Origin of the sequence: Cellulomonas sp. SG140 (assembly GCF_025770785.1) — a bacterium.
In the GTDB taxonomy this organism is placed as follows: domain Bacteria; phylum Actinomycetota; class Actinomycetes; order Actinomycetales; family Cellulomonadaceae; genus Cellulomonas.
Genome location: NZ_JANZLA010000004.1, coordinates 120,781 through 132,141 on the forward strand (window position 1 = coordinate 120,781; position 11,361 = coordinate 132,141).

General features: G+C 73.7%; 11 protein-coding genes and 1 riboswitch. Of the genes, 6 read left to right on the top strand and 5 right to left on the bottom strand.

Annotated elements, in window-relative coordinates; genetic code table 11:
* Nucleotides 1-3 precede the first annotated feature (3 nt).
* The 6 genes from N0B34_RS09280 (at nt 4) to N0B34_RS09305 (ending at nt 5,465) form a co-directional block, all read left to right on the top strand.
* Entirely contained in the window at nt 4-1,161 is a 1,158-nt protein-coding gene (locus N0B34_RS09280; protein ID WP_263731089.1) for an ABC transporter substrate-binding protein, read from the top strand.
* Nucleotides 1,158-2,210 carry an ABC transporter permease gene (locus tag N0B34_RS09285; protein ID WP_263731090.1) on the top strand — a complete coding sequence of 351 codons (1,053 nt, stop codon included), beginning with the start codon at nt 1,158-1,160 and terminating at the stop codon, nt 2,208-2,210. Before N0B34_RS09280 ends, N0B34_RS09285 begins: the two co-directional genes overlap by 4 nt.
* Entirely contained in the window at nt 2,207-3,148 is a 942-nt protein-coding gene (locus tag N0B34_RS09290; protein WP_263731091.1) for an ABC transporter permease, read from the top strand. The genes N0B34_RS09285 and N0B34_RS09290 overlap by 4 nt, the downstream gene beginning before the upstream one ends.
* Nucleotides 3,149-3,272: 124 nt before the next feature.
* Nucleotides 3,273-4,403 (top strand): ABC transporter ATP-binding protein, encoded by a 1,131-nt coding sequence (locus tag N0B34_RS09295; RefSeq protein WP_263731092.1) that lies wholly within the window; start codon nt 3,273-3,275, stop codon nt 4,401-4,403.
* A gap of 42 nt (nt 4,404-4,445) precedes the next feature.
* Entirely contained in the window at nt 4,446-4,874 is a 429-nt protein-coding gene (locus N0B34_RS09300; protein ID WP_263731093.1) for a nitroreductase family deazaflavin-dependent oxidoreductase, read from the top strand.
* Nucleotides 4,875-5,018: 144 nt separating this feature from the next.
* Nucleotides 5,019-5,465, top strand: coding sequence for an Hsp20/alpha crystallin family protein (locus N0B34_RS09305; protein ID WP_263731094.1), 447 nt, complete (start codon nt 5,019-5,021; stop codon nt 5,463-5,465).
* Between the two features lie 114 nt (nt 5,466-5,579).
* Here N0B34_RS09305 and N0B34_RS09310 read toward each other — a convergent pair whose 3' ends face one another.
* The 5 genes from N0B34_RS09310 to N0B34_RS09330 all read right to left on the bottom strand — a co-directional run bounded on the left by N0B34_RS09310 (nt 5,580) and on the right by N0B34_RS09330 (nt 11,313).
* Complete coding sequence (locus N0B34_RS09310; protein ID WP_263731095.1) at nt 5,580-6,845, bottom strand: MalY/PatB family protein; 1,266 nt, start codon at nt 6,843-6,845, stop codon at nt 5,580-5,582.
* A 10-nt stretch (nt 6,846-6,855) separates the two neighbouring features.
* On the bottom strand, nt 6,856-9,177 hold the full coding sequence (gene metE, locus N0B34_RS09315) for a 5-methyltetrahydropteroyltriglutamate--homocysteine S-methyltransferase (RefSeq protein WP_263731096.1): 2,322 nt from the start codon (nt 9,175-9,177) through the stop codon (nt 6,856-6,858).
* Nucleotides 9,174-10,157, bottom strand: a complete 984-nt coding sequence (locus N0B34_RS09320) for a methylenetetrahydrofolate reductase (protein WP_263731097.1) — start codon at nt 10,155-10,157, stop codon at nt 9,174-9,176. The genes metE and N0B34_RS09320 overlap by 4 nt, the downstream gene beginning before the upstream one ends.
* A 4-nt stretch (nt 10,158-10,161) precedes the next feature.
* Nucleotides 10,162-10,261: riboswitch (SAM riboswitch) on the bottom strand.
* Between the two features lie 81 nt (nt 10,262-10,342).
* Nucleotides 10,343-10,606, bottom strand: coding sequence for a hypothetical protein (locus tag N0B34_RS09325; protein ID WP_263731098.1), 264 nt, complete (start codon nt 10,604-10,606; stop codon nt 10,343-10,345).
* A gap of 77 nt (nt 10,607-10,683) precedes the next feature.
* Nucleotides 10,684-11,313 (bottom strand): DNA-3-methyladenine glycosylase I, encoded by a 630-nt coding sequence (locus N0B34_RS09330; protein WP_263731099.1) that lies wholly within the window; start codon nt 11,311-11,313, stop codon nt 10,684-10,686.
* Between the last annotated feature and the right edge of the window lie 48 nt (nt 11,314-11,361).

Sequence of the window (11,361 nt, forward strand, 5' to 3'; positions counted from 1 at the left end):
ACGATGCGCAAGCTGACCCTGCTCGCTCCTCTGGCCGTAGCGGCCCTCGCGCTGTCCGCGTGCAGCTCCGCGGTCGCCGGCACGTCGAGCACCGCCTCGTCGGGCGCCACCAGCGCCTCGGGGACGGCCGCTGCGACGAGCTGCGGGACCACCGTGCCGCAGATCGCCGCCGCCGCGAAGAAGGAGGGCGCGGTGAACCTCATCGCGCTGCCGGACACGTGGGCCAACTACGGCGGGATCCTCGACTCCTTCCGCAAGACGTACGGGATCAACGCCACCGTCGCCAACCCCGACGCCTCGTCCGCCGACGAGATCACCGCGATCAAGACCCTGCGCGGTCAGGCGAGCCAGCCCGAGCTGGTGGACGTCGGCGCGTCCTTCACGCAGCAGATGATCGACGACGGCTACGCGCAGACCTACAAGCCGACCGTGTGGGACGAGATCCCGGCGAACCTCAAGGACGCCGACGGCCACTGGGTCGCCGCGTACTACGGCGTGATGTCCATCGGCGTGAACACCAAGCTGGTGAAGAACGCCCCCAAGACGTTCGCCGACCTGAAGGACCCGCAGTACAAGGGTCAGATCGGCCTCAACGGTGACCCGCGCGAGGCGGGTGCCGCGTTCGCCGCGGTGATGGCGGCGTCGCTGGCCAACGGCGGCAGCTTCGACGACATCAAGCCGGGGATCCAGTACTTCTCCGACCTGAAGAAGTCGGGCAACCTCACGCTGACCAAGGTGAACAAGGCGAACCTGCTGTCCGGCGAGGTGCCGATCGCCCTCGACTGGACGTACAACTTCCCGGCCCTGAAGCCGCTGATGCAGCAGGCGGGCTTCGACCTGCAGGTCACCGTGCCGCAGGACGGCGTGTACGGCGGCTACTACGCGCAGTCGGTGGTGACGCAGTCGGCGCACCCGTGCGCCGCCGAGCTGTTCCTCGAGCACCTGGTGGGCAACGACGGTGCGCTCGGCTACCTCAAGGGCGGCGCCATCCCGGCCCGGTACGCCTCGCTGGTGAAGGCCGGCCTGGTGGACCAGGCGACGGCCGCGAACCTGCCCGACCCGGCCACCATCGCCAAGATCGCGTTCCCGACGCAGAAGCAGCTGGACGCCGCCAAGGCCGTCCTGGCCGCGCAGTGGGGACCGATGGTCGCGGACAAGTGACCGAGCTCCCGCTCACGGGGGTCACCCCGGCGGCCGGCCCCGACGTCAGCGCCACGCGCGCCGGCGCCGAGGCGGCCGCCCTCCCGGTGGCGCCGCCGGACGTCACGGCCAGCGACGTCACCACGGCTGCGGGCGTCGCGGCGCTGACCGTCGGCGCGCTGGGCGGGGACCGCTCGACGGCTGCGCCGACCCGCGCGCGGCGAGCGTGGCGACCGGCCGGCTCCACCGTGGCGCTGGTGCCGTTCCTGGTGTTCGTCGGGGTGTTCCTGCTGTGGCCGGTGGGAGCGGTGGTGGTCCACTCCGTCACGCCGGGCGGCAGCCTGGGGATCGGCGCCCTGGTCAGGGCGGTGTCCGGGCCGTACCGGTCGGCGTTCAGCAACTCGCTGACGCTGGCGGGCGCCTCTGCGGTGATCGGCGGGGTGCTGGGGCTCGCGCTCGCGTTCGCGCTGCGCGGGCTGCAGCGGCCGGCGTGGCTGCGTCCGACGATCGACGCCTGGAGCTCGGTCGCGTCCCAGCTCGGCGGCGTCCCGCTGGCCTTCGCGTTCGTCGCGCTGGTCGGCACCCAGGGGGTGCTGACCAAGGGGCTCGCGGCGCTGGGTGTCGACCTGGCGGGGGCGGGGTTCTCGCTGTCGACGCTGCCCGGGATGACGTTCGTCTACCTGTACTTCGAGATCCCGCTGATGTTCCTCGTCGTCGCGCCGGCCGTCTCCGGGCTGCGCACCACCTGGCGCGAGGCCGCGGAGCTGATGGGAGCCGGTCCGGTGCGCTACTGGTGGGCCGTGGGCGGGCCCGTGCTCGCGCCGTCGGTGCTGGGCGGCATGCTGCTGCTGTTCATCAACGCGTTCAGCGCCTACGCCACGGCGTACGTGCTCAACTCGAGCGGGCAGCTGGTGCCGCTGGCGATCCGGTTCGTGCTGCAGGGCAACGTGATCACCGGCGAGCAGGACCTGGGGTACGCCCTGGTGACGTGGACCGTGGCGCTGATGGCCGCCGGGCTGGTGCTGATGCACCTGCTGCAGCGTCGCGCCGCCCGCTGGTCGCGCGCATGAGCGCCGTGGTGGTGCCGGGGACGGGCCAGCAGGCCCCGATCCCGGCGGACGAGCGGGCCGGCGGGCCGGCCGGTCGGCGTCCGGCGGCTCGCCGTCTCCCGGCTCGGCGCCGCGGGACCGGGCGTCGTCGGCCGGGGCTCGAGGCGGTGCGCTGGACGTTCCTCGTCGTGCTCGGTCTGTACTTCGTCGTGCCGCAGCTGGCCATGGCTCGGTTCGCCTTCCAGAACGTGCCCGTCGTGCTGCTCGACCAGCACACGTTGTTCTCGCGCTGGTCGGCAGCCTCCCTGCTCAGGGCGCTGCACGAGCCCGCGCTGTGGCAGGCGGCCCGGACCAGCGCGCTGCTCGCGGTGCTCACGCTGGCGCTGGACCTCGCGCTGCTGCTGCCGCTCGCCATCGTCGCGGAGGTGCGGGCACCCCGGCTGCGGACCGTCCTCGCCACCGTGACCTTGCTGCCCTGGGTGGTGCCGCCGATCGCGCTGGTGGTGGGCGTGGCTGCGACGTTCCGCACGGTGGCGCCGGGCTTCCTGACGAGCCCGCTCGCCCTGGTGCCGTTCTACGCGGTGTGGGCGATGCCGTTCACCTACCGGGCGATCGACTCCGGCCTGCGGGCCGTCAACGCCCGCACGCTGGTCGAGGCGGCGCGCAGCCTCGGCGCCGGGCTGCCCACGGTCCTGTTCCGGGTGCTGATGCCCAACCTCAGCGCCTCCCTGGTGGCGGCCGGCGGGCTGACCGCCGCGCTGGTGCTCGGGGAGTTCGCGTTCGCGTCGCTGCTGCTCAAGACGACGTTGCCGACCTACCTGGTCGACTACCAGCGCGACGCCCCGCAGGCCGGCATGGCGCTCGCGCTCGCCGTGATGGTGCTGACGGCGCTCGCGCTGGGGGCCGTCGTGCACCTGCTGCGGCGCCGCGGCCTGGGCGTCAGCACCACCGGCTTCTGACCGAACACCCCTCCGGCTTCTGACCGAGCACCCGTCGGCTTCTGACCGCAGACCCTCCGGCTGTAGGCCCGGCGGGCCGCCACCGCGCCGCACCACCCGACTTCCCGCACCAGAGGAGAACCCCATGGCCACCATCGAGATGATCGGTGTCCGCAAGACCTTCGGCACCACCGTGGCGCTGGACGACCTGCACCTGCGGGTCGAGTCCGGCGAGCTGGTGTGCCTGCTGGGCCCGTCGGGCTGCGGCAAGACGACGGCGCTGCGCCTGCTGGCCGGCTTCGAGCAGCCGGACGCCGGCCGGATCCTGGTGGACGGCGAGGACGTCACGCGCGTCTCCCCCCGGCACCGCCGGTTCGGCATGGTGTTCCAGGACTACAGCCTGTTCCCCAACCTGACGGGCCGGCAGAACATCGCGTTCGGCCTGAAGATCCGGCGCAAGGGTGCCGCCGAGACGGCCGCCACGGTGGACCGGCTGCTCGAGGTGACCCGCCTGGAGAAGCACGCCGACAAGTACCCGCACCAGATGTCCGGCGGTCAGCGGCAGCGCGTGGCGCTGGCCAGGGCGATCGCCACCGAGCCGCGGCTCCTGTTGCTGGACGAGCCGCTGTCCGCCCTGGACGCGCAGGTGCGCGAGCACCTGCGGGACGAGATCCGGCGGCTGCAGCTGGAGGTCGGGGTCACCACGGTGCTGGTCACGCACGACCAGCACGAGGCGATGGCCATCGCCGACCGGGTGGCCGTGATGCGTGACGGCCTGCTCGAGCAGATCGACCCACCGCGGGAGCTGTACAGCCGGCCGGCGTCGGCGTTCGTCGCGGGGTTCGTCGGGACGGTGAACCGGCTGCGCGCCCATCGGGCTGCGGACGGTTCGTGGACGGTGCTGGGTGCGCCGGTCGAGGTGGCGGGGGCGGCGGCGGAGGACGCAGCCCCGCGCGACGCAGCTGCGGACGAAGCCGCCGCGCACGACGCAGCCGCACCCGACGGAGCCGCGCATGACGGGGACGTGCTGCCCGCGCCGCGCGCCGTGGTGCGTCCGGAGCAGCTGCAGATCGAGCCGGCCGGCACCGGTGCGGCCTCCGTGGCGAGGCTCGTCGCGCTGTCTTTCCTCGGGGCGTTCACCCGGGCGGTCGTCGAGCACCCGACGGAGGGGCTGCTGACGGCCGACGTGCTCGGGACGGGTGCGGACGGGCTGCGTGTCGGCGACGCCGTCACGATCGGCGTCCGGCCGGGGGCTGGCGCCGTCGTCCTGCAGTGAGGCGTCGCCGGCCGATCGCGGACACCTCGTTAGGGTCGCCTCATGGGACTCAACCGGGTGGAGCTGATGCTCGTCGCCCTGCACCGGGCCGTGTACCGGGCGACCGGCGGTCGGCTGCTGGGCCGGTTCGGCCGCATCGAGCAGGTGCTGCTCACCACCACCGGCCGCAGCACGGGCAAGGCCCGCACCACCCCGCTGGCCGGCACCCCGGACGGCGACCGGTTGGTGCTGGTCGCCTCGAACAACGGCGGCGACGCGCACCCGGCGTGGTACCTCAACCTGGTGGCGAACCCGCAGGTCAGCGTGCAGCGTGGGGCGACGGTCGCGCCGATGACCGCTCGGACGGCCGAGGGCGCCGAGCGCGAGCGGCTGTGGGACCTCGTCGTGCGCAACAACCCGGGCTACGCCCGCTACGCGCAGCGCACCACGCGGCACATCCCCGTCGTGGTCTGCGAGCCGCTGGACCGCTAGGAGTTCGCGGACCGCGAACGGCGCTGGCACTCCCCCGTGCCGAGTGCTAATCCTGTGGGTGTAGCCGATCGACGGCCGCGGAGGTCGCCGGTTGCACCGGGTCCGCGGGAGGTCCGCGAACCCCGTCACGGGAGGTGAGCGCACATGGCTACGCGGTACGACCCCTTCCAGGAGATGGACCGCCTGCTCGGTCAGATGTTCGCGTCGGAGCGTGCTTCCGCCAGCATGCCGATGGACCTGTACCGCAGCGGGGACCACTACGTGCTCCACGTCGACCTGCCGGGCGCCGACCCGGGCAGCATCGACGTGAACGTCGACGACCGCACCCTGACCATCCGCGCGCAGCGCTCGGCGCACACCGAGCAGGACGTGCAGTGGCTGGCCAAGGAGCGTCCGGTCGGCACCTACGCCCGTCAGCTGACCGTCGGCCGTGGCCTGGCGCTGGACAAGATCAGCGCCACCTACACGGACGGCGTGCTCACGCTGACCATCCCGGTGTCCGAGGAGGCCAAGCCGCGGCGCATCGAGGTGCAGCACGGCGCAGCCGAGCCGACGACGATCACGGCGGAGGCGTCGCAGCAGGGTTCGTGACGCTTCGACGGGCCGGGCCGCCGCCAGGCGGTCACGACGACGCCCCGGAACCCGATCGGGTCCGGGGCGTCGTCATGCCCGGTGTGCGGCTCTGCTCAGCCGCGCGCCGGTGGCTCAGCCGCGCGTGGGCAGCACCGCGGCGATGCGGTCGACCGCCTCGGTGACGAGGGCGGGCGAGGTGCCGAGGTTGAACCGGACGAAGCCGGTGCCCTCGGCGCCGAACTCGGGCCCGGGAACGGTCGCCACCCGGGCGTGCTCGAGCAGGAACGCCGCGGGATCGGCACCCTCCGGGAGGCCGGCGTCCCGCAGGTCGAGCCACGCGAGGTAGGTGCCCTCACCCGGCACCCACCGGACGGCGGGCAGCCGCTCGGCGAGCAACGAGCCGAGCAGCCGGACGTTGGCGCCGAGCGCGTCGAGCACCTCGTCCAGCCAGCCGCCGCCCCCGCGGAAGGCGGCCTGGTGCGCGATCGAGGCGACGTGGCTGATGCCGTGCACGGCGGGGGTGCCGAGGCGGGCCAGGTCGTCGACCGCGTCGGGGCCCGGGACGGCCAGCGCCGCCTTGAACCCGGCCAGGTTGAACGCCTTCGAGGCCGAGTGCAGCGCGATGGCGTCGGGGATCGCGGTGACCGTCGGGACGAATGCCGGCCGGCTGCCGTCGGCGCGGGTCGGCAGGATCGCCGCGTGGATCTCGTCGGCCACCACGCGCACGCCGTGGGACCGGGCGAGGTCGCCGGCCGCACGCAGCTCGTCGTACGTGTGCAGCACGCCGGTGGGGTTGTGCGGCTGGCACAGCAGCAGAACGGCGGGCCGGCCGTCCTGCCGTGCCTCGCCGAGCGCACGGTCCAGCGTGGCGGGGTCCAGACGACCCTCGGGCGTGAGCGGCGCCGCGAGCACGCGTCGGTCGGCGTGCTCGAGGTGGGTCCGGAACGGCGCGTAGACCGGCGGAGTGATCACCACCGCGTCGCCCGGGGCGGTGAACAAGCGCACCACCTCGACCACGCCGCGCATCACGTCGGCCACCGTGCGGGTGGTCGACGGGTCCACCGCCCAGCCGAACCGCTCGGCCGCGAAGCCGGCGAACGCCTCGGCGTAGACCTGACCGTGCTCGTACCCGGTGTCGCCGGAGCGCACGGCGTGGTCGACGGCGTCGGCGACCGCCGTCGGCGGCACCACGTCCATCTCCGCGACGAACATCGGCAGCACGTCCGGGCCGTAGGCCTGCCACTTCTCGCTGGTGCGCGCCTGCAGCAGCTCGATCGGCACGTCGAACGGGCCGGTGCCGGGCCGGCCGCCGGCCGCGTGGCCGTCGTCCGCTGCCCGGAGCCGGCCTCGGTCCCGCTTCAGCCCCGCGTCCGTCGGACAGTCGCTCTCCACCGTCACCGCGCGGGTCTCAGAGGCCCGCGCGCACGGTGCGCGTGGCCGCGATGATGTGCTCGAGCGAGGGGTTGACCTCGTCGTACCGGCGGGTCTTCAGGCCGCAGTCGGGGTTCACCCACAGCTGCGCGGGGTCGATCGCCTGCACCGCCTCGCTCAGCAGCTCGGTGACCTCCGCCTCGCTCGGCACGCGCGGCGAGTGGATGTCGTAGACGCCCGGGCCGATTCCGCGCGGGTAGCCCGCGGCGGCGATGTCGCCGAGGATCTCCATCTTCGAGCGGGCCGCCTCGATGCTGGTCACGTCCGCGTCGAGACCGTCGATCGCGCCGAAGATCTGCCCGAACTCGGAGTAGCAGAGGTGGGTGTGGATCTGGGTGTCCGGACGGACGCCGGAGGTGGCCAGGCGGAAGGACGCGACCGACCAGTCGAGGTAGGCGGCGTGGTCCTTCTCGCGCAGCGGGAGCAGCTCGCGCAGCGCGGGCTCGTCCACCTGGACGATGGCGATGCCGGCCGCCTCGAGGTCGGCGATCTCGTCGCGCAGCGCCAGCGCGACCTGGTTCGCGGTGTCCGCCAGCGGCTGGTCGTCCCGGACGAAGGACCACGCGAGGATCGTCACCGGCCCGGTGAGCATGCCCTTGACCGGCTTCTCGGTCAGCGACTGCGTGTAGGTGGTCCACGGCACGGTGATCGGTGCCGGGCGGGACACGTCGCCCCAGAGGATCGACGGGCGCGTGCACCGCGAGCCGTAGGACTGCACCCAGCCGTTGCTGGTCACCGCGAACCCGTCGAGGTGCTCGGCGAAGTACTGCACCATGTCGTTGCGCTCCGGCTCGCCGTGCACCAGCACGTCGAGACCGATCCGCTCCTGCAGGTCGACGACGCGGCCGATCTCGGCGCGCATCTCGTCCTCGTACTCCGCCGCGGTGAGCTTGCCGGCACCGAACGCCGCACGGGCGGCGCGGATCTCCGGGGTCTGCGGGAACGAGCCGATCGTCGTGGTCGGCAGGGCCGGCAGCTGCAGCCGGGCCTCCTGCGCCGCCCGGCGCTCGTCGAACGAGCCGCGGTGGAACTGCTCGTCGGTCAGCGCGGCGACGCGCTCGCGGACCTCGGGCCGGACCACCCCGGCTGCCGCCGCGCGGGCCGCCCGGGCGTCCGCCGCGGCACGCAGCGCGTCGTGGATCGACTCGCGGCCCTCCGCGAGCCCCTCGGCCAGCGTGACGACCTCGGCGACCTTCTGGTCGGCGAAGGCCAGCCAGGACGCGAGCGCCGGGTCGAGGTTCGGCTCGTCGGCCACGTCGTGCGGGGTGTGGAACAGCGAGGTGGAGGTGCCGACGGCGACCGCCGCGGCGCCGAGCGTCTCCAGCTGCTCGAGCGTGGACAGGGCGCCGTCCAGGTCGGCACGCCAGATGTTGTGGCCGTCGATCACGCCGCCGACCAGGGTCTTGGTCTCCAGCCCCGGCACCGAGCCCGTCGGCAGGTCACCACGGACCAGGTCCAGCGCGAGGCCCTCGACGGCCGTGCGGGCCAGCACCGGCAGCGCGGCACCGAGGTCGCCGTACGGCGCCGCGACCAGGATCGCCGGGCGGTCGGTGGCGTCGCCGAGCACCCGGTACGCCTCCTCCGCCGCGGCGAGCAGCCGCTCGGTCGGCACGCCGGTCGACTCGGACACCAGCGCGGGCTCGTCCAGCTGCACCCACGTGGCGCCGGCGGCCTTGAGCGCCGCGAGCAGCTCGACGTACACCGGCAGCACGTCCGCCAGCCGGTCGATCGGCGCGAAGCCCTCCGGGGCGTCCTCCGTCGGCTTGGACAGCGCGAGGAACGTCACCGGACCCACCAGCACCGGACGGGTCAGCACGCCCTCGGCCAGCGCCTCCGCGAACTCCTGCACGGGGCGGTCGCCGGACAGCCGGAACTCGGTGTCCGGGCCGATCTCCGGCACCAGGTAGTGGTAGTTCGAGTCGAACCACTTGGTCATCTCGAGCGGCAGGTCGTCGCCGCGGCCGCGGGCCACCGTCGAGTAGCCGGCCAGGTCGAGGCGACCCTGGGCGTCCCGCAGGTCGGCGAACCGGGCCGGGACGGCGCCGAGCACGACGGCGGCGTCGAGCACGTGGTCGTAGAACGAGAAGGCGGACGGGATCGCCGGCACGTCGGTGCCCAGGCCCAGCTCAGCGAGCCGCGTGCGGGTGCGGCGGCGCAGGTCGGCGGCCACCTGCTCCAGCTCGGCGGCGGTGGACCGGCCGGCCCAGAAGGACTCCAGGGCCTTCTTCAGCTCGCGGCGCGGACCGATCCGCGGGTAGCCGAGGATCGTGCCGGTGGGGAAGGCGGTGCGCTGCGTCATGCGTCTGTCCTCGCGGTGGTGGTGGCGGTGGGGCGGCCGACCAGGCCGGCCCCTTCCAGCAGGTCGAGTGCGGCTTCGTGCTTGTTGAACGTGTACAGGTGGATGCCCGGGGCCCCGCCCTCGAGCACCCGGTCGATCAGCTCGATGCCGAAGCGCAGGCCGCGGCGGCGGCGCTCGGCCTCGTCGTCGGCCGAGTCGAGCAGGGCCAGCAGGTCGCGCGGCACGGGGACGCCGGTCACCTGCTCCGTGCGGACCAGCCGGGCCGGGTCGGTGGCGGGGATCAGGCCCGGGACGATGGGGATGACGACGCCGGCCCGGCGCGCCTCGCCGACCAGCTCGAGGTAGGAGTCGGCGTCGTAGAACACCTGGGTGATGGCGAAGTCGGCACCGGCGCGCTGCTTGGCCAGCAGCGCCTGGATGTCCTGCTCACGGGAGCTGCCGGTCAGCCGGTTGCCGCGGGGGAACGCCGCCACGGCGATCGACAGCGGCTTGACGCGCGCGCGCACGGCCTGCGCCGGGCTCTGCTCGCAGCGCTCGTGCTCGATCTGGCGCAGCAGCTCCACCAGCTGGCTGGCCGTGGTCAGCCCGTGCGGGTGCGCCTGCCACTGCGCCTCCCCCTCGGGCGGGTCGCCGCGCAGCGCCAGGAACGAGCGGACGCCTTCGTCGAGGAACTCCCGCACGATGGTGGAGATCTCGTCGCGGGAGGCGCCGACGCAGGTCAGGTGGGCGATCGGGGTGAGCGTGGTCTCGTGCAGCATCCGCCGGACGAGGGCCCGGCTGGTGGTGCGGGTGCGGCCGGAGGCGCCGTAGGTGACGGAGACGAAGTCCGGCCGGACGGCTTCGAGGCGGCGGATCGTGTCCCACAGCTTCGGGGCGGCATCCGGGTTGCGCGGCGGGAACAGCTCGAACGAGACGGTCGGCCGGTCCACAGGCGCAACGACGGGACCGCTCGCGGCGGTCCGGGCGTCGGCAACGCGCATGGTCACTCCATCGGTCCCGGCTGAAGCACCCACACCCTCCCGGTGAGGAAGGGGGGTTGCTGCGGCGTCGACGAGCCAGGTCTCTCGGCCGCTCTGGATGGTGGGCAGGACGATACCCGCCGTCTCGCAGTACGGTCACCAGTGCCCGTTTGGTGAGACGCGGTGACGTGCAGCGTGAGACGGCCTCAGGGGCGCTGACGATGCGCCAGCCGGCGCGACGGGTGCGACGCCACCGGGATGCCGCTCGTGCCGCACGGAACGGGGCTGCCGCCGCCTTCCGACCGGATCGCCGTGGCCGAACCGTCGGCACCCTGCTCGGCGTTCAGGGGCCGCACCGGGACCGCTTCCAGCCCCCGGTGCACCGCGATGAGGAGCGCCGCGTCGACGGGTGCCGGACGCAGCATCGGTGCGTACAGGGCCTCGCTGCCCTCGTTGTCCCCCAGTGCCACGGCCGCAGATGCTAGCCCCGACGTGTCCGATTTCGGGGCGTTGGCCGCCGCGCCGGACGAACCGCTGCGCATGCCTCTCAGGGACGGACCGCACCACCCGCCGGAATCGTGCCCGGGACCCCTCCGGCGTCCCGTGCGACGGCCACGGGGCACAGGGCCAGATGGTCGTCGACCACCCCGCAGGCCTGCATGCTCGCGTACGCCGTGGTGGGTCCGACGAAGCGGAAGCCGAGCTGCTTCAGCTCCTTGGCCAGGGCGGTGGACTCCGGGCTGGTGGCGGGGACGTCCGCCCAGGTCAGCGGCCGACGGCGCCCGTCGGCGGTCGGTGCCGGTGCGTGCGACCACAGCACCTCGTCCAGCGTGCGGCCGTGCTCGTGCAGGGCGCGCAGCGCATGGGCGTTGGCGATGGTGGCCTCGATCTTGGCGCGGTTGCGCACGATGCCGGCATCGGCCATCAGCCGCGCGACGTCGTCGTCCCCGAAGCGCGCCACCACCTCCGCATCGAAGTCCGCGAAGGCCGCCCGGAACGCCGGTCGCTTCCGCAGGACGGTGACCCAGGACAGGCCGGACTGGAACCCCTCCAGCGCGAAGCGCTCGAACAGCGCGTGCTCGCCGTGCACCGGCACGCCCCACTCCTCGTCGTGGTACTGCGCGAGCAGGGGGTCGCCGTCACCGAAGCACCGGCCCGAGCCGTCCGTGGAAGCCATGCCCGTGAGTCTGCCGGCGACCACTGACGCGGGGGACGGCGGCCTGTC

Excerpts from the sequence above, each read along its gene's own strand:
- N0B34_RS09280 (WP_263731089.1), top strand. The coding sequence starts at position 4 with ATGCGCAAGCTGACCCTGCTCGCTCCTCTGGCCGTAGCGGCCCTCGCG.
- N0B34_RS09290 (WP_263731091.1), top strand. The coding sequence starts at position 2,207 with ATGAGCGCCGTGGTGGTGCCGGGGACGGGCCAGCAGGCCCCGATCCCG.
- N0B34_RS09295 (WP_263731092.1), top strand. The coding sequence starts at position 3,273 with ATGGCCACCATCGAGATGATCGGTGTCCGCAAGACCTTCGGCACCACC.
- N0B34_RS09300 (WP_263731093.1), top strand. The coding sequence starts at position 4,446 with ATGGGACTCAACCGGGTGGAGCTGATGCTCGTCGCCCTGCACCGGGCC.
- N0B34_RS09305 (WP_263731094.1), top strand. The coding sequence starts at position 5,019 with ATGGCTACGCGGTACGACCCCTTCCAGGAGATGGACCGCCTGCTCGGT.
- metE (WP_263731096.1), bottom strand. The coding sequence starts at position 9,177 with ATGACGCAGCGCACCGCCTTCCCCACCGGCACGATCCTCGGCTACCCG.
- N0B34_RS09320 (WP_263731097.1), bottom strand. The coding sequence starts at position 10,157 with ATGCGCGTTGCCGACGCCCGGACCGCCGCGAGCGGTCCCGTCGTTGCG.
- N0B34_RS09330 (WP_263731099.1), bottom strand. The coding sequence starts at position 11,313 with ATGGCTTCCACGGACGGCTCGGGCCGGTGCTTCGGTGACGGCGACCCC.